This window comes from Plectonema radiosum NIES-515, from assembly GCF_025753815.1.
GTDB lineage: Bacteria > Cyanobacteriota > Cyanobacteriia > Cyanobacteriales > Nostocaceae > Hassallia > Hassallia radiosum_A.
This window is the reverse complement of sequence record NZ_JAOWRF010000250.1, coordinates 1-22,606: the sequence shown is the minus strand read 5'-3', so window position 1 is coordinate 22,606 and position 22,606 is coordinate 1. Positions and strand designations below refer to the sequence as shown.

At 42.8% G+C, this 22,606-nt stretch carries 25 protein-coding genes and 1 pseudogene; 8 read left to right on the top strand and 18 right to left on the bottom strand.

Features of this window, described 5'->3' with window-relative positions; translation table 11 throughout:
- Positions 1 to 349 precede the first annotated feature (349 nt).
- The 3 genes and pseudogenes from OGM63_RS29850 (at position 350) to OGM63_RS16990 (ending at position 4,083) form a co-directional block, all read left to right on the top strand.
- Positions 350 to 814 (top strand): annotated as a pseudogene (locus tag OGM63_RS29850) (KGK domain-containing protein).
- Positions 815 to 1,492: 678 nt separating this feature from the next.
- On the top strand, positions 1,493 to 2,674 hold the full coding sequence (locus tag OGM63_RS16995; RefSeq protein WP_263746784.1) for an FG-GAP repeat domain-containing protein: 1,182 nt from the start codon (positions 1,493 to 1,495) through the stop codon (positions 2,672 to 2,674).
- A gap of 230 nt (positions 2,675 to 2,904) precedes the next feature.
- Positions 2,905 to 4,083, top strand: coding sequence for an FG-GAP repeat domain-containing protein (locus OGM63_RS16990; RefSeq protein ID WP_263746783.1), 1,179 nt, complete (start codon positions 2,905 to 2,907; stop codon positions 4,081 to 4,083).
- 222 nt (positions 4,084 to 4,305) lie between these two features.
- Here the strand turns inward: OGM63_RS16990 and OGM63_RS16985 are convergent, their stop codons facing one another.
- From OGM63_RS16985 to OGM63_RS16955, 7 genes are all read right to left on the bottom strand, one after another.
- A complete protein-coding gene (locus OGM63_RS16985; protein WP_263746782.1) occupies positions 4,306 to 5,076 on the bottom strand; it encodes an MBL fold metallo-hydrolase in 771 nt (256 codons plus the stop codon).
- Positions 5,076 to 5,678: an anthranilate synthase component II gene (locus OGM63_RS16980; RefSeq protein WP_318528479.1), complete on the bottom strand. Its 603-nt coding sequence runs from the start codon at positions 5,676 to 5,678 to the stop codon at positions 5,076 to 5,078. The genes OGM63_RS16985 and OGM63_RS16980 overlap by 1 nt, the downstream gene beginning before the upstream one ends.
- Positions 5,679 to 5,872: 194 nt before the next feature.
- On the bottom strand, positions 5,873 to 6,334 hold the full coding sequence (locus tag OGM63_RS16975) for a diacylglycerol kinase family protein (protein WP_263746781.1): 462 nt from the start codon (positions 6,332 to 6,334) through the stop codon (positions 5,873 to 5,875).
- Between the two features lie 142 nt (positions 6,335 to 6,476).
- A complete protein-coding gene (gene ybeY, locus OGM63_RS16970; RefSeq protein ID WP_263746780.1) occupies positions 6,477 to 7,004 on the bottom strand; it encodes an rRNA maturation RNase YbeY in 528 nt (175 codons plus the stop codon).
- 42 nt (positions 7,005 to 7,046) lie between these two features.
- On the bottom strand, positions 7,047 to 7,202 hold the full coding sequence (locus OGM63_RS16965) for a DUF3285 domain-containing protein (protein ID WP_263746778.1): 156 nt from the start codon (positions 7,200 to 7,202) through the stop codon (positions 7,047 to 7,049).
- A gap of 204 nt (positions 7,203 to 7,406) precedes the next feature.
- Positions 7,407 to 8,523 (bottom strand): peptide chain release factor 2 gene (gene prfB, locus OGM63_RS16960; RefSeq protein ID WP_263746777.1). Its coding sequence is split into 2 segments (ribosomal slippage): positions 7,407 to 8,450 and positions 8,452 to 8,523, totalling 1,116 coding nucleotides; the frame shifts between segments, so codons are not numbered across the junction.
- A 162-nt stretch (positions 8,524 to 8,685) separates the two neighbouring features.
- Positions 8,686 to 10,203, bottom strand: coding sequence for a transposase (locus OGM63_RS16955; RefSeq protein WP_263746776.1), 1,518 nt, complete (start codon positions 10,201 to 10,203; stop codon positions 8,686 to 8,688).
- 76 nt (positions 10,204 to 10,279) lie between these two features.
- Between OGM63_RS16955 and tnpA the strand changes: the two genes are divergently transcribed.
- The 5 genes from tnpA to OGM63_RS16930 all read left to right on the top strand — a co-directional run bounded on the left by tnpA (position 10,280) and on the right by OGM63_RS16930 (position 13,339).
- A complete protein-coding gene (gene tnpA / locus OGM63_RS16950; RefSeq protein ID WP_263746775.1) occupies positions 10,280 to 10,687 on the top strand; it encodes an IS200/IS605 family transposase in 408 nt (135 codons plus the stop codon).
- Between the two features lie 248 nt (positions 10,688 to 10,935).
- Positions 10,936 to 11,637 carry a GAF domain-containing protein gene (locus OGM63_RS16945; protein WP_263746774.1) on the top strand — a complete coding sequence of 234 codons (702 nt, stop codon included), beginning with the start codon at positions 10,936 to 10,938 and terminating at the stop codon, positions 11,635 to 11,637.
- Positions 11,638 to 11,744: 107 nt separating this feature from the next.
- The gene (locus OGM63_RS16940) at positions 11,745 to 12,374 is read left to right on the top strand and encodes an HD domain-containing protein (protein ID WP_263746773.1); all 630 of its coding nucleotides are present in this window, start codon (positions 11,745 to 11,747) and stop codon (positions 12,372 to 12,374) included.
- A 484-nt stretch (positions 12,375 to 12,858) separates the two neighbouring features.
- Positions 12,859 to 13,176 carry a hypothetical protein gene (locus tag OGM63_RS16935; RefSeq protein WP_263746772.1) on the top strand — a complete coding sequence of 106 codons (318 nt, stop codon included), beginning with the start codon at positions 12,859 to 12,861 and terminating at the stop codon, positions 13,174 to 13,176.
- A gap of 10 nt (positions 13,177 to 13,186) precedes the next feature.
- The gene (locus tag OGM63_RS16930; RefSeq protein WP_263746771.1) at positions 13,187 to 13,339 is read left to right on the top strand and encodes a hypothetical protein; all 153 of its coding nucleotides are present in this window, start codon (positions 13,187 to 13,189) and stop codon (positions 13,337 to 13,339) included.
- 325 nt (positions 13,340 to 13,664) lie between these two features.
- Here the strand turns inward: OGM63_RS16930 and cpcG4 are convergent, their stop codons facing one another.
- From cpcG4 to OGM63_RS16875, 11 genes are all read right to left on the bottom strand, one after another.
- Positions 13,665 to 14,429 carry a phycobilisome rod-core linker protein CpcG4 gene (gene cpcG4, locus OGM63_RS16925; protein WP_263746770.1) on the bottom strand — a complete coding sequence of 255 codons (765 nt, stop codon included), beginning with the start codon at positions 14,427 to 14,429 and terminating at the stop codon, positions 13,665 to 13,667.
- 149 nt (positions 14,430 to 14,578) lie between these two features.
- Entirely contained in the window at positions 14,579 to 15,322 is a 744-nt protein-coding gene (gene cpcG2, locus OGM63_RS16920) for a phycobilisome rod-core linker protein CpcG2 (protein WP_263746769.1), read from the bottom strand.
- Between the two features lie 95 nt (positions 15,323 to 15,417).
- Complete coding sequence (cpcG1, locus tag OGM63_RS16915; protein WP_263746768.1) at positions 15,418 to 16,251, bottom strand: phycobilisome rod-core linker protein CpcG1; 834 nt, start codon at positions 16,249 to 16,251, stop codon at positions 15,418 to 15,420.
- Between the two features lie 79 nt (positions 16,252 to 16,330).
- Complete coding sequence (cpcF, locus tag OGM63_RS16910) at positions 16,331 to 16,936, bottom strand: C-phycocyanin alpha-cysteine-84 phycocyanobilin lyase subunit CpcF (protein WP_263746767.1); 606 nt, start codon at positions 16,934 to 16,936, stop codon at positions 16,331 to 16,333.
- Between the two features lie 79 nt (positions 16,937 to 17,015).
- On the bottom strand, positions 17,016 to 17,846 hold the full coding sequence (gene cpcE / locus OGM63_RS16905) for a C-phycocyanin alpha-cysteine-84 phycocyanobilin lyase subunit CpcE (RefSeq protein WP_263746766.1): 831 nt from the start codon (positions 17,844 to 17,846) through the stop codon (positions 17,016 to 17,018).
- A 23-nt stretch (positions 17,847 to 17,869) separates the two neighbouring features.
- Entirely contained in the window at positions 17,870 to 18,133 is a 264-nt protein-coding gene (cpcD, locus tag OGM63_RS16900) for a rod-capping linker protein CpcD (RefSeq protein ID WP_263746765.1), read from the bottom strand.
- A gap of 142 nt (positions 18,134 to 18,275) precedes the next feature.
- Positions 18,276 to 19,136, bottom strand: a complete 861-nt coding sequence (locus tag OGM63_RS16895) for a phycobilisome linker polypeptide (RefSeq protein WP_263746764.1) — start codon at positions 19,134 to 19,136, stop codon at positions 18,276 to 18,278.
- A gap of 160 nt (positions 19,137 to 19,296) precedes the next feature.
- Positions 19,297 to 19,785 carry a C-phycocyanin subunit alpha gene (gene cpcA / locus OGM63_RS16890; RefSeq protein ID WP_263746763.1) on the bottom strand — a complete coding sequence of 163 codons (489 nt, stop codon included), beginning with the start codon at positions 19,783 to 19,785 and terminating at the stop codon, positions 19,297 to 19,299.
- A 79-nt stretch (positions 19,786 to 19,864) separates the two neighbouring features.
- The gene (cpcB, locus tag OGM63_RS16885; RefSeq protein WP_263746762.1) at positions 19,865 to 20,383 is read right to left on the bottom strand and encodes a C-phycocyanin subunit beta; all 519 of its coding nucleotides are present in this window, start codon (positions 20,381 to 20,383) and stop codon (positions 19,865 to 19,867) included.
- A gap of 683 nt (positions 20,384 to 21,066) precedes the next feature.
- Positions 21,067 to 21,702: a HEAT repeat domain-containing protein gene (locus tag OGM63_RS16880; protein WP_263746761.1), complete on the bottom strand. Its 636-nt coding sequence runs from the start codon at positions 21,700 to 21,702 to the stop codon at positions 21,067 to 21,069.
- A 118-nt stretch (positions 21,703 to 21,820) separates the two neighbouring features.
- On the bottom strand, positions 21,821 to 22,606 hold a 786-nt coding region (locus tag OGM63_RS16875; RefSeq protein WP_263746760.1), incomplete at its 5' end, for a HEAT repeat domain-containing protein.

Here is a 22,606-nt window from a genome sequence, read left to right as displayed (position 1 = left end):
AGTCCTTGTCATGCGGACTTTGTTTGTATAGCCCCAGAATTCTATTCTGAGGGCGTTTTGTCTATAGAGTACTCCAAGTAAAAAAAATGCCCAATTGTCCGAAGCGAATGGAGCGAAGCGGAATGTTCGCGCAGCATCTCCGACAGGAGAAGCAATCTCAAAGTCCCTGCGATTGCTTCTCTTCACTACGTTACGCTCGCTTCGGACAAGCTTTGGATCATTTATTTATTGGAATACTTATATACTGACAATTTATATTTGATGCGAATACAATTGTTGAGTATAGTTGTCAGATTATTTTCAATAATGGAGATTAATATGAAAGATGTATCTAAACTCGTAAACTGCCATGATGAAGATGTTTTGGCTTTTGGAGATGATACATACATTCAAAATTGGGAGACTCAGAAAAGCAGTAAATGAATCATCTAATCGCTCAGTAGCAGAAAAATTTATTAATGAATTAAAGTCTAAAGGTCTGAATATTAATCCGGATAAAATGCATCCTGATGGTTGTTATGCTACTTATGATAATTGTTTGAAAGAAGGTATAGATTAGACCTCTTGCAAAAGTCCTTATTTTCATTATCTTCTTTGCGCCTTTGCGCCTTTGCGTGAGAAAAAAATATTTATGCAAGAGGTCTATTGTGAAGTTCTCAACCTTGGCTCTAAAGGTTGGAAAAAAGGAAAACTAAGATTTAAAATCAGCGTTGAATTTTATCTAGAAGAGGAAGATTTAGAGTATCCGTTGAGGGGGGGCGATCGTCAGAAAAACCCCTGTCTGAATTTTTGGTGTGCGATCGCTCCTCTGTAGGAGATCGTTATAAAAACCGCTGTCTAAATTTTTGGTGCGCGAACTGACTTGTCAGTGCTTCGCTATCGTCTGGGGTAATCGCGAGCAAAAACACCCAAAAAAGATTGAGCCACTCGCGAGTCATGGCCCTGCACTAAAACTGGACAAAATTGGACAGCCTTCTATCGAGGGTATCGTTGGGTATCGCGGATCTTTAAAACAAGGCGCATCCTTTTTTGTCTGACTTTTTGGAACCCCCATTTTCTTCACCAGTTGTTTGACACAGTAAGAGAGTTTTTTCCCAATCTGAGTCGGAAATTTCAATTCCGTAGGCGAGGCAGTTTTCATCCATGCCTCTTAATCTACCATCTACATATACCTATTTTTCACAGTAGCGTTTCAACTCCTGTGAACTGGCTCAAAAATTGAGACAGGAGTTTTTCTAACGATCTCCTACAGAGGAGCGATCGCACACCAAAAATTCAGACAGGGGTTTTTCTGACGATCGCCCCCCCTCAACGGATACAAAATTTGTTCATATTTGACGGAAAAACTGAGCTTTAATTGTTAGATATTTATCCCAAAAACATAACAGTCCTAAAGAAAACATTAAACAACGATAAAAGTGTTTAAATAACACTTGAATTCACTTGAAAAAACCAGCTAAAACTTGATGAAACGGCGTGATAAACAAACAACATGTTTGAAGCGAAAAATCCCCAAAGTGCGACAACTAGTGCATTAACAACAGACATAACTTCAAATACTTCGAGCAAAAATCCTTTAGATACTTCTTCTTACCAGTCGCAAGCCTCAGAATCACCGTTGGCAACAGCAAACCCCAATCCCAATCCTTACTTAACCAGTGCAGCGATTGTTCCTGATTTCAACGGTGATGGTAAAGCGGATAAAGTCTGGGTGAATAGTGCCACTGGTGAAACTCAAGTTTGGCTGATGGATGGTTCAACAGTTACCGAAAAGGGTTCTCTGGGGACTTATGACGTATCCTCATGGACTTATAATATTGCCGATTTCAATGGTGATGGTAAGACCGACTTTTTGTTACACAACAAGAATACGGGTGAAAATGTCCTAGCGCTAATGGATGGGACAAAAGTTGCGAGTTCAGCTTCTTTAGAAAAGGTTGACCCAGCGTTGACTTCTAGCATTGGGGATTTCAATGGCGATCGCAAAACCGATATCTTGTGGCACAATGCCCAAACCGGTGAAAATACCATTTGGCTGATGGATGGTTCAACAGTCACTTCTTCTACTGCTTTAGATAAGTCAGACCCAGCGTTCACTCCTACCATTGTTGATTTTGATGGCAACGGTAAGAGCGATATCTTCTTGCGTAACGCGACAACCGGAGAAAACAAAGTTTGGTTTATGGATGGCACTCAAGCGAGTCCGTTTGATCTTCAATCACAGGATGCAGCTTGGACTGCTAGCCTTGGTGATTTCAACGGTGACTTCAAGACTGACATCTTGTGGCGCAATACTCAAACCGGAGAAAATAAAGTTTGGACGATGAATGGTGTCCTCGTTAATGAGGGTGCTCTAACAACCCTTGATGCCAACTGGACTTCTAGCATTGGCGATTTCAACGGTGATGGCAAGACTGATGTCTTGTGGCACAATAAGCAAACCGGTGAGAACACTGCTTGGTTGATGGATGGCACTACAGTTAGCAGCGAAGCTGTTCTAGCGCAATCTAATCCATCTTCAGTAGCTAGCATTGGCGATTACAACGGCGATGGCAAGAGTGACGTGTTCTGGCGCAATTACCAAACAGGTGACAACACCATTTGGACAATGGATGGAACGAATGCAACTGAAACTCCTACGGATGCACTTTCTCCTGAGTGGTATACCTTCTAATTCGTAGTCAGCGTTTTAACGCTTAAATTAAGGACTGAAGTCCTGACTACGATCTAATATGACTTGTATATCCAGATGGATACACAAGTCATATTTTTTACCATATATATATAAAATATAAAAATGGCATACGGTTTAACAAAACAAAAATATTGGATGTCATAAAGTAACAGAAAACTCCAAAATAAAAAGTTAAAAATAGTTATGAGAATTCGCGAAAAAGAAAATCGATGTTTGAATCTAAAAATTCCTTAATTGTTTCTACAGATAGTGCCTTAAATTCATTTGAATCTGTAAAAGATTTGGGAGACAACCTTAATTTAAATACTAATTATTTAGGTTTGGGTAAATCCTCAGATTCAGCACAAGCAGCAGAAAATCCGAATTCAATTTTCAACAGTCCGGCAATTCTTGCTGATTTCAACGGTGATGGTAAGACAGATAAATTATGGCGCAACTCTCAAACTGGTGATACCTCAATTTGGCTGATGGATGGCACAAGAGTTGCCGAAACAAGTAATTTGGATAAAGTTGACCCAGCCTGGAATTTTAAGACTGCTGATTTCAATGGCGATGGTAAAAGCGATCTATTATGGCGTAATAGTCAAACTGGTGACAATGTTATTTGGTTGATGGATGGCACAAAAATTGCCTCTAATACTTCCGTGTTGCAAGTTGACCCATCTTGGAATAGTGACATTGGCGATTTCAATGGAGATGGCAAAACAGACATTTTATGGCGTAATGCTCAAACTGGTGAAAATGCCGCTTGGGTGATGGATGGCACAACAGTTACTACTGCGGCTTTTTTACCGACATCTGATGCCAACTGGACTCGTAGTATTGTTGATTTTAATGGCGATCGCAAGACTGATGTCTTTTGGCGTAATAATCTAACTGGTGAGAATAAAGTTTGGTTTATGGATGGGACGAAAGAAAGTGAGTATTCTTTATCCCAACTCGACCCATCCTGGAATTATACCCTTGGGGATTTCAACGGAGATTCTAATACTGACATACTCTGGCGCAATGCTCAAACCGGAGAAAACAAAGTTTGGACGATGAATGGCATCCTCATCAATGAAGGTACTCTCACAACACTTGATGCTAACTGGAATCCTAGTATTGGCGATTTTAACGGTGATGGCAAGACTGACATTTTTTGGCGCAATTCTGTAACAGGGGAAAACACTGCTTGGCTGATGAATGGTACAAACATTGATACTTCTGCTTTTATGCCGAAAGTTGACCCAGCCTGGAGTTCTAGTATTGGCGATTTTAACGGTGATGGCAAGACCGACATCTTCTGGCGCAATACTCAAACCGGCGATAATACCATTTGGCAAATGAATGATACCATAGCTACTCCCACCAATCTAGACCAAGTTCCTTTAGAGTGGTATTCTTAATCCAATTTGGTCGTGATGGTATCTGTCTAACTAGGAGTTAGGAGTTGTTTACTCTTAACTCATACAGCAAATTTCAGGTTTCGGAGGTACATGCGTAAAACCCAAAACCCGCTCTAAGACGTAGCAATGCTACGTCTCTACGTATATTCGATCTTATCGCGATAGGCTGCTATATATAATAGCTAAATTCTCACTTCAGAAACTCGTTTTACATCAATCATCTTAATATTTGTAACTTAAAAGTTGAATCGCGCCTTTTTCTGGTAAACTACCAGAGCTAATAGCAAGAGTGTCACTATTGCTACGAAGTACATTCACGCCCTCCATCAAAGTTAAAAAATCATCAAGTGTCGAAATATCGCAGGTAGCAGTATCGGCAGCTTGTGTACGGTATTGGGTAGGAATTATCAGCTTGGGATTTAACACCTGAACTGCTTGCTTGGCTTCTTGGGGATTGTAAGCTTTAGCACCACCTCCTACGGGGATGAATGCCACATCAGGACGCCCCATAAGGATTTTTTGTTCAATTGAAATCGGTGCGGCGGCTCCTCCTAAGTGTAAGATATTAATTCCGCCTTGCTTCCAACGCCAAGCTGTGTTAATGCCAAACTGCTTACCACCTTTGCGATCGTGGTCTATGGCAATTCCCTGGAATTTTATGCCTTTAAATTCGTAAACTCCCGGTTCGTAGATTAGTTTTGGATTTCCCGGTAATCCTTCCACCGCACCTTCATCCAGCAGTTGACTACTAATCAGTACTAAATCTGCGGTGACTTGGGGAGGACGATATTTAGCAGTACAACCCACCGACCGAAACGGATTTACGAGAATTTTTGTCCCACCACCAGTAAACAGAAAGCAAGAATGACCCAACCACTGAACTGATAATGAACCGCTAGATTGTGCTTCTGCTTGAAGGTGTGAACTAAATTCAGTAACCAAGGCTGTTAGTAACCCTGCCCCAGCAGAGCTTATCAATTGTCGTCGTTTCATTAATTACTTCTCGACTGTAATTGTTCCAGAAAGTTTCGCAATAACTGCTTACCTGAAGATGTCAGGACACTCTCTGGGTGAAACTGGACGCCTTCAATGTGAGGATAGTTCCGGTGTCGCACTCCCATAATGGTTCCGTCTTCTACCCAAGCAGTGATTTCTAACACCTCCGGGCAAGTTTCGCGGTCAATCACTAAACTATGATATCTGGTTGCGGTCATAGGATTCTCTAAACTCCGAAAAACTCCTACTCCTGCGTGAGATACAAGAGAAGTTTTGCCATGCATCAATTCAGGGGCAGAAACGATTTTACCACCGAATACTTGACCAATGCTTTGATGTCCTAAACATACGCCCAAAATAGGCAAGTTATATCCGAGATTTTCAATCAAATCTAGAGAAATTCCCGCATTTTCTGGTCGTCCAGGTCCGGGGGAAATCACGACTGCATCCGGCTTTAGTGATTGAATTTCGCAAACTGATATCTTATCGTTACGAAAAACTTTAATATCGGCTGCGACTGGAAACTGTGCTGCTAGTTCTCCCAAATACTGCACCAAGTTATAGGTAAAGCTGTCGTAATTATCGATGACTATAAGCACAGCGATTAACTCCTGGTTTTTATAAGTGAAATATAATGAGCTTTTTTTTAGCCAGATTTTAATAGTTGTTTAGACACGTCAATATAAAACACGATTAATCGTGCCTAATTAATATAAGATTTAATATTATATCAGATTTATTGGGAGGTTATCTGGGCAACGCAGTCACCTCCGATATAAAGGGCGATCGCTTGTCAGGATTTCAATGCCAACAAAATTAAGGTATACATTGGCGGAAGTAAAAGTATACCAGCAACCAGCACCGCAACTAAAGCAGCAATTAGCACAGCACCAGCAGCACAGTCTTTAGCAATTTTTGCCAAATCATGATACGTTTGCTTGACTGTTAAATCTACTAGAGATTCGAGCGCTGTATTTAGCAACTCTAACGCCAAAACTAAACCGCTAGTTAAGGCAATCACCGCTATTTCCACTGGTTGTAGATGTAAAAAAAGGCTCAAGCCGATTGCTAAGGCACCAACACCTACATGAATGCGAAAGTTGCGTTGACTTTGAAAAGCGTAACTGATTCCAGCCCAGGCATACTTAAAACTAACAAATAAATTAGAGGCAACGCGCCAGGAGAGTTCCCGATCGTTGGTCACAATTGTTTCTAAGTGGTTTGGCGTGGGTGATGAAGAAACTTGTTTGGACATAGGCTGAAAATATAACAGCAGATTAAATAAAGTGGGAATCTTAGCTGATTTTAATCGCCCAATCAATTTTTCGGTAATTTTATATAGAAGTCTTATATAAACAATGACTAAAACTTAACACTTACGGTCACGCAGGCAAGTGTTATTCTATGTCAATGAGAATACCAATTGCCTTCAGTAATATCCCTTGCTGTTTCAGCATTCGCATTTCTGTTTCTTCATCAGGATGATCCCAGCCTAGTAGATGCAATAAACCGTGAGCCGCTAACCATGCTAATTCCGTTGCTAAACTATGTCCCTGCTGTTGAGCTTGACGTTTAGCCATATCTACAGAAATAACTATATCACCTAGATATAAAGGCATTGCTCCACTTATTTCCTGACTTTGAGGAAAGTCCACCTCTAATGTTGCAAAAGATAAAACATCTGTGGGCTTGTCTTGGTGACGATACTGGGCATTTAAAGCCTGAATTTCTGCATCGTCTGTCAAACGTAAGCCGATTTCATAAATTGATTTTTGGTAAAGTTCAGCTTGTAATATTTCCAACCAGCGACGAAACCAGGTTGACCAAGTTTCAGCTGCAATTGGAATCTCAGCCTCCCCAAGATTTAGAGGTAGGTAAGGGGGAGACTCATCAAAACAATTTTCTACATATAATTCGACTTGCACTTTTCTCCATAAAGTAAGACGGTGCGATCGGCTTCGGTATCGTCAGTGAGTCAGATAAGCAAGACCCACCAAGACAGCCACAAGTCCGACTGCGGTTAGGGCAAAATGTTTCACAGAAGTGCCACCCTTACGCACCATGTTTCGCATGGCGAGTTTGACGTAGCTTGGTTTCGTTTCGGTTTTATGAGAGTTGCTCATGATGATTTGATCACAAACTCATTTATAAATGTAACAGTTTGGTGAGGCGACAGTTGCCAGCGATCGCAGATTGGGAATGGGGAATTGGGCATGGGGCATGGGGCATGGAAAGAATCCTATTAGAACGCACATCAAAAATCGAGCGTCTTTAATTTGCATTGCCCTATGCCCTATGCCCATTGCCCATTGCCCATTGCCCAATTCCTATTTACTTTCTACCAACTGGTTTTCTTGCCGCAGATAGCTTTGGATGAACATGTCAATTTCGCCGTTCATTATATCGCTGATCGCCGTCGTTTCCACATTAGTACGCAAGTCTTTCACCATTTGGTAAGGGTGAAACACATAGTTCCGAATTTGGTTTCCCCAAGAAGCTTCGACCATATCACCCCGAATTTGGGCAACTTCTTGAGCGTGTTGCTCTTTGGCAATAACTAACAGCCTTGCTTTCAAACGGGCAAGAGCCTTCTCTTTATTTTGCAGTTGGCTGCGTTCTTCTGTACAGCGGACGGCAAGACCTGTGGGAAGATGAACAACTCGGACTGCTGTTTCGACTTTGTTGACATTTTGCCCACCTTTACCACCGGCTCTAGATGTGGTAATTTCCAAATCCTTATCTGGAATATCTAGTTTGACGGTATTATCTATTTGCGGCATCACCTCCACCCCGGCAAAACTAGTTTGGCGTTTGCCGTTGGCATTGAAGGGTGAAATTCGCACTAAGCGATGAGTGCCTGTTTCTGATCGCAAGTAGCCGTAGGCATAGCGACCTGTAATTTCTATGGTTACTGATTTGATCCCCGCTTCATCACCTTCAGAAAGTTCGCTGGAGGTGACTTTATAACCTTGCCTTTCTGCCCAACGAGTGTACATCCGCAACAGCATTTCTGTCCAGTCTTGGGCATCTGTTCCACCAGCGCCGGCGTTAATCGTCAGTACCGCACCTTTTTCGTCGAATTGACCGGAAAGTAACTGTTGTAACTCCCATTGGTCGAGTTCGCGATTCAGCTTGGTGACGGTGATTTGTGCTTCAGTGAGTAGTCCCTCATCGGTTTCTAACTCCAAAAGCTCAAAAACTGCTTTCGTATCTTCTAAGCTGGCTTGCCACTGATGATACTGCGATAAATGTACTTTCAGGTTGTCGAGTTCTTGTAAAGTTTCTTGAGCCTGGGTTTGGTCGTCCCAAAATTCTGGTTGAGCGGATATTTGTTCTAAATCTTGAATTTTCGCTGTCAGTGCAGGAATGTCAAAGATAGTCCTGAGTTTTACCCAGGCGATTATACAACGTTTCGATTTCGCGTTTGAGTTCTAAAACTTCCATAGGCTTCAATGAAAATAGAGTGCTTTACATTTTAGGCGATCGCGCCTTTATTCTCTTGATTTTAGTATAGTTTACGACACAATCACCCAAGCGTTGCTTTCATGATAAATGAAAAGCGTTGAATCCTCCCCCGGCTGAAGCGCGGGGGATTCCACAGAACCTTTAATTAACTTTTCGACCTGATTCGTTAAAATCGTCTATCTGGTTAATCTTTTCTGAGTTACTAGAGAACCGCTCTGAGGGAGGATGAGCCTTCCTGTTTTCAGCAATGCTTACTTGCTTGCGGTTTGTTTTATGACGTTGCCATGCCTCTAGCAAGAATGATTCCATCCCCGGATACGATTTAACCGCATCCTGCAATGACAACTGATTCTCATCAACATATCTAGCCAGATACGCACTGAACAAATCTCTATCCATTACAATTCCTGTTTCATCATAATGAACGCGTTCTGACAAAGTTTTCTTGATGCGTTTACCTGTCAGATGAGTTTGAGACAATGCTGTTTTCTGAGTAGAAAACTTTGTAAATGAACCGCCAGCACTTTCAGCCTTGCGTTTCAATTCGCTTTGAAAATATCCAGGTGACTTAGCTGATATGGCTTTACCATAACGCTTTTGCCAACCCTTGACCGATACGTTTTCGGTTTTAATTTGGTTTCCATTCCGAAGAATATCGTTTACCAATTTTCTATTTTGCGACTTAGAATAAGCAGCTTTACGCCGTTCCAATTCTCGCTTTTTAGAAGTAATTTTTAAATACCGCTTAGTTTTATTCCACTTGCGACAACCTTTCTTTGCTTTTCCTTTTTTGACTACCGTTTTACGACCTTTGCGACCATTAAAATCAGGTTCGTAATTGTTTGGGTTAGATGCTCTTTGAGAACGTTGCATTTGGCGTTGAGACGCTTTAATTTGACGCTCAAAAGTAGAAACTTTCTCAGCAAATGGTAACAACCCAGCGCTGTTATTCGCAACGTAAGCAACGTTAGAAATGTTCAAATCAAGCCCGACAATACCTTGTTCTGTAAAGTTTGCAGTTTTTTGAAAAGGGATACCTTCACAAATCAACTGAGCAAACCATCTTTGTTTGCCGCGAATCTCTTTTCTCAGTAGCCTGACATATTTAATCCTAGACTCTAAACCGTGACTCGTCACTGGGTTTGTAGAGTCAATCATGGCATTAAACTTAAGTTTACCCCAAACAAGTTGATTTACAACCCAGCGAATACCTTGCTTGTTGGTTTTACCTTCTACGCTATTAAATCGATTAGGTACTTTTAAACGTACTTTTTTAGCACGTCCTAACATTACCTTTTGACTAGCTTGGAAAGCCCTTTTAGCTAAAGTTTGTTGAGTATTAGAATCAATTTTTTGTGCAATCCATTTTGCTCGGTTAGAGACAATCGTTGCATAAGCTTGAATATCGTATTCAGAATAGCGATATTCTTTTTTTGCAGCATCGAAAGCATCATTACGGATTTTACCTTTAGGCAATTTTTTTGCGGCTTGGAATAATTCTGAGCAACACACCAAATTCAACCGAACCATTGATTCGTTAAGCAGCGCGTTATAAAGTTGACGCCCCGCTTGAAAACGAGACAGTAATTCAGCTTCATTCTGACTGGTAACAACTAATGGAATCGTAGTAATGAATGATGGCGTGGTAGCCCGTGGCATTAAAAGAACTCCTTTACATCTCAACTATTTAAATATATAGTATTGGTTGATAGATGACAACCCATCAACTAAAGGAATGAGAAAAGATTCTATCGGTTATAGACACAGTGAGCATTCTGTTGGTTTCGCTACATTACATTTAGTTTGGATACTTAAACGCAGAAAGCCTGTATTAAAAGGTGATATTAAGTTACGTCTGTCTGAAATCTTAGATTCTGTTGCACATGACAAGAATTGGATTATCAAAGCTAAAGAAATAGCGTCAGATCATGTTCATCTACTTGTCGAGTATGATGAAAAAACCTCAATAGATGTCGTCAAAGCTTTTAAAGGACGTAGCTCTAAGTTATTGAGAGATGAATTCCCAGAATTAAAAAAACTTCCGTCTCTCTGGACTAGAAGTTATTTTTACGATACTTCTGGTAAAGTAAGCACTAGCAATGTTATGGCTTATATTAATGACCCACATCACGAACGACATTAATATTAAAGGCAGATAAATCTGCTCGTGTCGCTTTTCCACCCCGCAGCTATTGCACGGTAAGCGGTGCTACGCACCTGTACCTCAGGGGCTACCAAGCTCCCGGTATTTTTGCGTGTGATTCTTTCTGCTTCATTATTTTGACGACGCTAAAAGCGATCGCTTTGCCTGACAACTTGATTTGGTGGGATTTCCGCCGATTTTTCTGGATGAAAAAGTTATAATTTGCTGAAAAAGACTCTTTGTTAAATATGATATTTTGGGGAAATCACACTGGTCAACCGATGCCTTATAGAGGCTGGAATGTAATTGTAGGTGACAGGCAAATTAACACAAAAGCTAAATTTGCTGCCTCTATTAACAAGCTACTTAAGTGGCTGCAAGAGTATATATCGGTAGATACAGTAACGCTCCTGCTTCCTGTGGAAAATCAACAGCATCTGTTGGTATACGCAACTTTGGGACTAGAGGAGGAGATTGAACAAGAGATCCGTATCCCCATTGGGGAAGGAATTGCTGGTCGCATTGCTCTTAGTATGCAGCCGATGATAATTGATGATATGTCGTCGGCGGTGGAAGTGTTCAGTCCAATTCTCCGTCACAAAGGTCTGCGATCGCTTGTCGGTATCCCAATACCGATCAATGAACAATTGGTTGGGGTTATACACGTCGGTACGTTTGATTTTCATGACTTTAACGAACGCGATGTACAGCAACTGGAATTAATTGCACATCGTTTGAAGTTGATGATCGCTTCGGGAGATGTGTTAAATTTCGAGTGCGCGAGGCATCACAATGTCGGAAAATTTATATCTTACATTAATATTATTCATCGGGAATTTTTGCTGAATTTATCTGCCTTGAGAAAGCAAATTATTAAATTCAAAAGCCTCGTTAAAACTTTCTCTAATTCATCTATTCAGATATATATTTATGTATTTGGCTTCATCTAATCGTTTCGTAAGTGTGAATTCACCAAAGATGATCTATAGCGACTGCAACTTTTAGGCGATCGCATTGGGTCGGCAATTAAACCTTTTGTGACAGATATACTGTCTAAATGAAACTTGACTCATTATTATTTTGTCAGTGGCAGCACACACTCCAAGGTTTTGAAGTAGACCAAGTGCAAAAGTGCAACGCATTTAATCTTTTAGTTGAGGCTTACTCTAGTAGCGATCGCTATTACCATACCCTAAAACACATTTACCACGTTCTCAAAATTATTGACAATTTGCAAGCACATACGAGAAACCTAGCTGCGGTTCAACTTGCTGCCTGGTTTCACGATGTAGTTTATGACACTAAAGCTCAAAATAATGAAGAAAGAAGCGCTGATTATGCTTGTGAATTGCTGAGTAGTTTGGGCATTCCCCCCAGTAATATTAGTGCTGTAACTCGTCTGATTATAAATACCAAAAATCATCAAGCTGCGGCAGATGACTTTGATAGTCAAGTCCTACTTGATGCTGATTTGGCAATTTTGGCTGCTAACCCAGTCCAATATCGAGAATATGCTAATAGCATTCGCAAGGAATATGCTTGGGTGTCAGAAGCAGAATATATTGTGGGTCGCGCTCATGTTTTAGAGAGCTTTTTGCATCAGCGTATTTACTTCACAACTTTGATGTTCGAGGTTGGGGAAAAAGCTGCTCGTCGCAATCTTAATGCAGAAATTCAATCTTTATAGCTGAATAATTTTGGCGTTGCAGAGAAAGCGGGATGATTTGACAATACACCTCGATAAATTCGACATTTTGTAGAATAGCTGAATAATTTTGGCGTTGCAGAGAAAGCGGGATGATTTGACAATACACCTCGATAAATTCGACATTTTGTAGAGACGTTCCTTTCTGTACGTCTCTAGGATTCATCTCCAGATTCTGCAACGCCATAATTTTAGTAAGTGGAAGCAATTTGTTTGTATCGCGCTTATTACTGACTTATGACTTTAATTTCTGCTAATGTACAAATAAAAGTGGAATCAGTGCGATTAAATGGATGGACGATGATGAATGAATTATTTTAGAAGTCAGTTCGCGCAACAACTGACCAAAATTTCTCAATGCTACGGTATACCATAACCTGTATATTCTCTTGCATAGCTCGGCTGTACGCCCATATCTTTATATTTTACAAGAGCGATCGCACTTATTCAAATCTTCAATCAATAGATGAATCCCCCCCGCAAACTGATGTTGGTTGTCCGTGAACTTCACGTGATGGAGTACGAAGGATTGCGACTTGCCCCATACCTAGCTCCCTCTGGGATGTATTGGCGTGCCCAAATCGTTCCAGTAGAATATATTAGTCCCAAACATGGAGCAAGGTCTATCTACCTTTCTAGACATTCGGGTATCCCAACTTATACTAGTGGAAATGGTTATAACTATTTTGAATTAGGCACGGTTGAATCCGACACACCCCAACAAATTGCCGAAAAATTTATTGCTCGCTTTCAGGAACTAGCGCAACGCCGGCAAGTTAGATGACCCCGAATATGTGCAGTGGTATGCCGAAATGTTAGCTGCAACCGAACCCGACGGTATGATTTATGCCTTTGCCGATTTTGATGTTCCGTTAGACCGGATGCCAGTTGATTTTCCAAAAGATGTGTTTGTTCCATTACCACCATTGAGGAAAACGTCTGACTAGAGATGAGGAGAGAGAAAATTGGATACATTTTAGCTAATACAAAAATTCATCCCACACTGCCTTTCAGGTCAGGTGTAGGGCTTCTTTTTGTACTAATCCAAATTTATAATTTTACAAAGTTACTTGGTAATTTTGTTGTGCGCTTTATAAGCGTACTTTAGATAACAGAGAAAAAATAAGGGTAAAATATTCAACACCAAAAAAACTACTGGGTCTAGTCTCCACTTAACGCAACGCCGAGCTAACAGAGAAACTATCAGCTAATTGTCACATCAACACAGAAACCAGACCCAGTATAAAATTTTAGGTATTTCTAGTTAAAATCCTAGCGTCTACCACGAGATGGCACGAGGCTGAGAAAATCGCCGAGGTCAAAAGAAGAAATCTTTTGCGCGTAATTATTTGAAGTATCGATGGAGGCTGCCATATCCGCATATTTGCGGGGGTCGCCTTCTGCCAATCGGCGTTCTTTGGACTTGCTGCTGTAGTATTTGTCCAGTGTGAAGCGCCAGTCTGTTTGAACGGTGCCTTCTCTTTCTTGGAAGTCTTCGCCGTAGCGAGGTGTTACCAAGTTGTAGGGGCGTCCTTCCATGCGCTTGCGTTGGTAAGGCACGGTGTTCTCACCAAATGCGCTGGTGTATTCTGCGCTGTCAACTAAGGCATCTACAAAGCCGCTAAAGCCTTTAGTACCAATCACAATTGACCAAGCAATTTCTTCTTGTTTGTTGTAAGAAGAACGACCTAAAAAGCGCTTGAGGCAAATGTCTACTAAGCGGTAGTTGTTGTTAACTGAGACAACCAAACGGTAGAAAGCCTCAGATTTGGCTAAACCACGGATGAAGTCGCGTACAGTTAGGGAGCCATTTTTCAGTTGAGATTCGAGATTTTTCTGACGGTTAAAGGTGAGAATCTCATGTTCTGAGAAAACTTGGCGATAGCCCGCCCAAATGATATTTTGCATGTCAGTATAGCTGCTGACATCTTCTATTCTGTAGATGTATGGTGTATCTTCATCTAAATCAGCTTTGCCAAAGCTTTTGACTCGTTGATTTTGACTGCTGGGTTTGTATTGAAGTAATGGCAGTGCCATGCTGCAATCTTCCTCGTAATTTATTAATGAATTAAACGTCATTCCAAGAGAAACTGAAAACTGAAAGAGGCTTGATTGCTCAAAATCCTGATTCTTTGTTTATTGTCCCTTATTTGGATTTGGGATTGAATCTAAAATCTCAAATCGATTTACCGCACGGGAAAACTAGCGCTGGGACTAACAGAAACGGGAATACCCTGGGGCAAGGTATTCCTCGTCATGTCAGGAATTTGGATATTAGCAGTGTTAACTGGTGTAGATTTAACAGTCCTAATCTGAATTCCACTCGCCATATCTAGGAAGTTACTGATATCGCCAGACTTGTAACGTTCATTTTCTTCCTTATCGCGCCAGTAATTACCGTAGCGAGGTGTCACCAAGTTAAAGGGTCTGTCTTTGAAGCGACGTCGTTGATAGGGAACTGTATTCTCGCCAAAGTTGGTCTGATACTCTTCGCTATCTAGCAATGCATCGACAAAGCCACCCCAACCGAGGGTTGCTATCTTGATTGACCAAGCGATTTCTTCGTCTTTATTATAAGACGTGCGCCCCAAAAGCCGTTTGAGACAAACTTCGACGATGCGGTAGTTAGAGTTTGTCTCTACTACCAAACGCCGAAACGCCTCAGATTTTGCCAAACCTCGAATGAAGTCGCGCACGGTAATTGCGCGGTTCTTCAACTGAGATTCGAGATTTTTTTGGCGATGAAATTTCAGGGTTTCGTGTTCGCTGAAAATCTGCCGATAAGCAGCCCAAATTAAGTCTTGGATTTCGCCATCATTACCAGTGTTTTCTATGCGGTAAGTTCTGGGGGTGTCTTCGTTACCGACTTCGTAACCGGCTACGCGCTGGTTTTGAGAACTGGGTTTGTATTGTAGTAAAGGGATTGACATAGTTAATAAGTGTTGAGTTATGAGTTATTCCTTCATGAGTTATGAGTCATAAGTTGTTAATTCCTAACTTCTCACTCCTAACTCTTAACTCGTAGTCAGGTTGTTTTGTTTCCTGGGATGTAACGGTAAGGCAAAGCAACTTCCGTAGGTTTGACGGTAGTTTCTGTAACTTGTTTTGACATTTCAGGCAGCTTGAGATTTGAGATGTAATTTCTGGCGCGATCGCTCGATCGCTGGTATTCCATCCCGCCTGGTGATACACTCGCTGCCATTGACAAGAATGTGTCCGGAATTGCTTGACGAACTCCGCGTTGTCCAGATTCGCCTGTACGTACCGCTTGATAAAAGGAACGTCCCTCTAAGTATTGTCCCAATAGGCGATTGCGATAATCTCCATCGTACCGGGGGTTAACTAAGTTGAAGGGTCTATCTTTGAAGCGGCGGCGTTGGAAGGGTACAATGTCGCTGCCAAAGTTGTTTAGATACTCTTGGGAGTCAAGCAAGGTGTCGATGAAACCGTGCAAGCCTTTGGTGGCAATTACAATTGACCAAGCAATTTCTTCGTCTTTGCCGTAGCTAGCACGTCCTAAAAACCGCTTTAAGGTGATGTCAACTAGACGGTAGTTAGAGTTGGTTTCTCCAACTAGCTCCCAATAAACGTCAGTTTTACCTAATCCGCGAATCAAATCGCGAACGGTAATCGCCCGATTTCGTAGTTGTGATTCTAAAAAGGGTTGGCGATGTTTTTTTAAAATTAAGTGTTCGCTGAATATTTGCCGATATGCTGCCCAAATTATCGCATCAATATCTGCATATTCAGAGGTTGGTGTTAACCGATAAGGTTGTGGGGTGTCTTCGCTAGGTACTTCGTACCCTTCAACACGCTGATTTTGCGAGTTGGGAGTATATTCAAGTAGTGGGATTGACATCTTGACTTTTGCCTTTTTTTATGATATAAATCCATGACGCGATAAATAGCGTCTCTACAACACGCGATTTATCGCGTCTCTACACTTTTAATTGCGCTAGTTGTACGCGGGCACAAACTGCTTTCTGGGTGTCGGTGAAGAGCATTTCTTTGAATCTAGCCTGAATAGGCGATCGCAAATCAGGAATTTTCGCCAATGCTTGCAACCCGACGACAGCGGCATAACGAATTGACCAGTCTGAGTCTGTAGAAATATTAAGTAATGTTTCCAAACATCGAGACAGGGCAGATGGGCGATCTTGATCGTTCAGTTGATGCCAGTGTAAGTTTCCTAGCCCTTTGGCAGCGGCACGGCGGACACTTGGGGCAAAGTCGGTGGCAGCAGCGCTGAGTAATATTTCTATTGCGCGGGGGTCAGCGATCGCACTCAAAGCACGAATCGAGTAAGCCCGTGCGCCATAGTTATAATCATCAATTTGAGAGAGCAGCTGTGGTACTGCTAAGTAGCCTAATTCCACCAGTCCGGCAACTGCGGCTACTGCTGCGGTTGGGTTGTTATAACCAAACACCGCAATTAAGGTAGGAATTGCCGCTTCATCTTTCGCTCTTGCCAACTTTTGCACTGCTGCCACCATCAAAGCAGGTGAATCAGCCGACTCGACCGCGCGAATTAGTTCTTTAGTCATTGGTCACAAGTCAGGAGTTAGGAGTTATAAGTTATGAGTGAGGAGTTAAAACTCATAATTTCGCGCCTCCGCTCCTCATTTACAACAGCGCATCCATCAGGTTCATTACGCGGATGGTATCCTCCCAAAGGGAAAGTGCATCTAACTCTGATGGCAGTTGATGCTCTAACAATCCTTTGAGGGCGATGAGTTTGAAGCTATTTTCCACTTTTGCCTGAGCGATCGCATCTGCTGCTGCTAGATACCCGATTGCACCCAAATCGCCCAGGGCAACGCGGCGCAATTTCAAATCGTCGCTGTCCAATACGAGAACTAAGCGATCGCCATAGCTGGGATCTTGTGTTAGTTGGTACATTGCTCTAGTTGCGGCGCATTGCACTCGTGGTAGTGGATGCTCTAGGAACGGTTGAATTAGGGGAATAGCTTCTTTTGCCCCAATCGCTCCCAAAGCTTCTAATACTGCTTCATAGGGTTGGATTAAGTGCGGGCGTCCGGGTACTTGGACGGCTGCGGCAACACCCCCTTCTAACAGTAAAACCAGTGCTGGTACGGCAACTGGTGAGCGCAACATTTCCAGAGACTGGGCAGATGCTTCGCGCACGTAGAAGTCGGAGCATTCCAAGGACTTAATTAACCCATCAACGGCTTGTGTATCGCCTAATTTCCCCAACGCTCTTGCCGCATTGCGTCGCAGAGGATAGCCTCCGAGTTCTGTTCTGTCGGCTTCGTCCTCTAACGCTGCAATTAAAGCATTTACAGCAGAAGAGGAATTAACGCGGAATTTGCCCAACCACCAAGCGGCGTAATAGCGAAGACTTATATCTGGTGATGTCAGATTAGCGATCGCTTGTTCAGAGTTTAGCGGTGGTGCGTTTTCTGCTAGATATTCTTCCGCGCCATTTTCTCTCATTGCCAAGAGTCTTAGTTATGCCCTTAAGATTCGCTATCTGCACCTAGTGCTGATTGAGCTGTCAACGGCTCAATTTTGACAATGGTGCCGCCCATACGGGTAATCCGCTGCATTTCTTCGTTCATCCGGTTGTATGGAACTGTGACATACACGCTGCCACTGTTACGGATTTCATAGCTATTTTTGTCGTTTTCGGAGTTCTGCCGCAAGCCTGTGACTTCGTAACGGAACATCCGGCTACTGGCAGTAGAAATGCCACCTGTACCAACTGTGGTTTGACCGAACATATGATTAATTTCTCCTTTAGTATGAATTAGTAGGAGCAAAAGAGCGGAGGAGCAAAAGAGCGGAGGAGCGGAATTTATCACTTCACTACTCTTAACTCATAACCCTTAACTCATCACTTTTAACTCATCACTCCTAACTTTCTTAAGCTGGTGACACGCTGACGATTTTGCCACCTTGCTTTTGAATTTGCTGCATCTTTTCGGAAAGGCGTTCGTAGGGGACGACGATTGCGTAGCTGCTGCGACGCACGCGGGGATACCCAGGACTTAGCTGTCCGGTTACTTCGATGCGGTAAACGCGATCGCCTACACCGACTGCGTTACCCATATTTCTTCTGGGTGTTACATCCGCAGTGGCGCGGAAATTCCAGTTTTCGTTGCTACCTGATGGTCCCACAATTGAGGAAGCGCTATTATTGCCTAATTCCCGTGCTAGACGAGATTTAGTGCCTTCTACTTGGGAGGTATCGCTGTTGGCGTAACCTCGGTATAACCTAAACATCCGGTTGAAGCCTACGGTTTTTTGCCCTGGTTGGGTGGCAAAGCCGCGATAGTAAGGCACAATATTCTCGCCAAAGCTGCTTTGGTACTCGGCTGAATCTATGTATGAGTCTATTTCCGCGTCGTATCCTTGGGTTTCGTATAAGTCTAAGTGATAAACCACTTCTGACTCATCATAGGGAGCGCGACCCAACAAATGCTTGTAGTTGAGTTCGATGACTCTGGTTTGGAAACTATTGTAGAAAAACTTGTTTTTGTAAAGTTCGGATTTAGCAACGCTACGCACAAATTCCCGCACTGTCAGGTTGCCATCTCGCAGAAGTGATTCTGCACTTTTGAGGCGTTCTGATGCCATCAAATAGTCATTTCCCAACACTTGCCGATACACGGCACGAATCACTCCTTCGATGTCTTCTTTCGTAGCATAGGGACGCAATTCAACTCGTCCTGTTTCACTGTAAGCTTCTGTTCCTAGCCTGGATGCTGCTGCTGTAATCGCCATTTTTATTTCCCCCTTGAAAGCACTACGTCGGCTGCTGTTGCTCCGGGCGCGTGATAAGTATTTTTTATCTATATTCCAGATAAAACGATGCCCGGAGCGAGATCCAACTGCTAGGTGATTTCATCTAGCACTTGCATCCCTCTCCGGGCCCGATCGCTATCTAGCTTAATGCGTTGATTGCGTAATCGATGTAGGTGTTGGCTTCGTTACCTGCTTGACCACTCAAACCATGATTTGATTTGATGTTCTTCAGAGCTTCTACGTACCAGCTGGGGGACAAGTCGAAGGAGCGGTTGATTTCATCCAAACCAGCAATTAGGTATTCATCCATTGGACCGGTGCCACCAGCTACCAAACAGTAGGTTACCATCCGCAGGTAGTGACCGATGTCACGGGCGCACTTCGACTTACCACGAGAATCAGCAGCGAATTGAGGACCGCTCATTTGGGTGGTGTAGGGGAACTTCTGATAAACAGCTTGAGCTGCACCATCAATTAAGCGTTGAGCGTTGGAGGTCAATCCACGAGCCGCTTCCATGCTCGCCGCTGCGCGTTCAAAACGACCGTTAACGGCTTGGAGTTCCGTGTTGCCCAAGAAACGTCCTTGGGTATCAGCAGCTGCGATCGCTTCGGTAATTGGTGTTTTCATGATGTATAATCTCCTTCTTTTTTCGTAGCTTTTGTCTATCAACCTAAATCTTTAGGCTTCGGACTTTTTTTGTTTTAAATTAACCAACCGCAGCAGCCGCGCGATCAAAGTAGCTAGCTACTTCAGACATCAATTGGCTGCAATCGCCTTTGGTGATACCGTTAGGATCGTTAGCAATCTTGATTGCTGCGTCCTTCATTTTTTGAACACCAACTGCCACGGAAGAACCAGGTGTACCCAAAGCTTGGTATGTTTCGCGCAAGCCGTTCAAGCAGCGGTCATCAAGCACGCTAGCATCACCAGCCATCACCGCGTAGGTTACATAACGTAAGATGATTTCCATGTCGCGTAGGCAAGCTGCCATGCGACGATTGGTGTAAGCATTACCACCAGGAGCAATTAATCCAGGCTGTTCTTCAAACAAAGAACGAGCTGCGTTGGTAACGATCGCCGAAGCATTGCTGGTGATGCGGTTGACGGTATCCAAACGGGAGTTACCGTCTTTTACCAACTTGGTGAGAGCATCGAGTTGCTCGGTGCTTAGGAATTCTCCACGAGAATCAGCTTGAGCAACTACCTTTGCAAATGCGTCTAACATGGACTGTTTTCTCCTAATTCCGTAATTTGAGTGCTGTCTTGACTAAAACTGGCAATGTTTTATCAATGCGGAACTGCTAAACAACTGACTTAAAATAAAACTGTTTCTCAACTCCTCTCACATTCCTCTTTCACTGTCTGAAAGAAAAATTATGAGAAACTGGGGTGATTTTATGAGAAACCAGCAACCTTTATGAATTGATTGCCTCGTTTAACTTTTGTCTGTTCTTTAACCCCTCCAGCTTATGTTTATACAACGCCATAGATCCATTATTTGTTACAAATTGTGAAGAAATAAGTTGCACAGATAAGAAAAGCCTCAAATCCTTTACATACAAGGCTTGCAACTGAGAAAAGCAAATATTTTCAGTAACAAAACTTAATTTTCAGGGGATATTTAGGCAAGATATCACTGTTTTAATATTTTCTTAAGTTTGGCAAAAACCCTTACAAGGCACATATTACAGTCTCATATAGTCTTTGCTGCTCTGGGCAGATTTATTACAAAAAGTTAAATTTACCTTTCTCAAGTTGGTTGGAAATTTTTTGGATTCTTTGTCCCAAGGGGGAGGGGGGGAGGGGAACAGGGGGACAGGGGGGGAAAGAATTATTCTCATTGTCTCCCTTGTCTCCCTTGTCCCCCTTGTCCCCCTTGTCTCCCTTGTCCCCCTTGTCACCCTGCCCCTACCCTACGCCAACCTCTAGCGCCTCTAAGGCGGTTGTAATGCGATGAAGGACAACTTTATCGGTTTCTTGGGTTAAAGCTTGTTCTAGGGCTACTAGAGCCTCTGGTGTTGCAATTTCTGCCAGAGAAACTACAGCAGCGTAACGGAGTCCCCAATCTTCGGGAGAGGACAACGCCCAAGTTAGCTTGTCGAGAGTACGGCGGATGTTTTCTGGGTTGTTAGAAATGCTACCGATTCGTCCCAGTCCTCGTGCAGCGATGCGACGGACATTTCCCTGACAGTGATTGGCAACTGATGTACCGATAACTTCAGCTAATAGTTCAATTGCTTCCGGGTCGCCAATTTGGGCTAAAGCCTGAATAATATGAGCTTGCAACCCTTGATCGCTAGAAGTATCAAAAGCAGCAATTAATGGTTTGACTGATGCAGGTGCTAACTGTACCAAAAGCTCAACAGCAGCAGCACCAACAGAAGGATGGTGATGACTCAAAGCGGAAATTAACGCCTTGATAATTGGTTGTTCTTTTATACCAGTAGCAGCGATGGCAGAAATTGAAGCGATCGCATCCGTTGGGGTCGAGGCGTGGTTTAATTGCTTTATCAAGCCGTCAATATCGTCATTGATTCTATTCATGGTTAAATATTACTGAATTACTGATATCAAAATTCCATTAAAAAAAGGACTGGAGGTTAGAGAGTTAGAAGTTTTGAATTAAAAACTAATTCCTATCCCTAATTCCTAGTCCCTAATCTCAAAGCTGAAATAACAAATCATCAACTGCTTTGAAAATTAACTGCGATGTTTCCTTTTGTGAGTGCTGATTATCCAAAACTGCTTCTAAAATTCGCTTCAAATTTAACAGCTTCAAACTGTTAGGAACCTTAGCCGTCAAAATCGCCTCTACAGCTTGTTGATGACCAACAGATCCTAAATCAAAAATCGCTGCCCAGCGCAAATACATATTCTCATGGTTGAGATTTTTAACAATACGTTCAATGTACTGTGGCTGTTGAGTCAAAAGATACATATACCGCGCTGCTGCACATTGTACCCGTTCAGAAGAATGATGAAGAAAAGGCTCAACTAACTTTCGAGCTGACCAAACTTGCAAAGTGGCTAGGGCTTCTATTAGGGCTTCATAAGGTTGCTCAAGGCTAGATTGCAAAAGTTCAAGCAAAGGTGTAGCCGCTTTTTCGTCACCAATAGCGGCTAAAGCTTGAATTGCGGCTTCCCGCAGACGTAAATCCGTGTCACATTCTAACGCTCCAATTAACGCGCTAACGGCTTGGGGATTTTGCAGTTGTCCCAGCGCTCGTGCGGCTTGACGGCGCAGGGGATACCCGCCTGAGGGGATGCGATAGGTTACATCCAAAAGGGCAGCACACAGAGCCTCACAGCCGGATTGGACGCGATGCTTCCCCAGCCACCAAGCAGCATAATAACGGATTTGATTATCTTCGCAAGACAGAGCGGCGATCGCTGAAGACGGAGACAAAATTGGTTCGGGGTGTTGAGTAGTCATAGTGGGGAGTGGGGG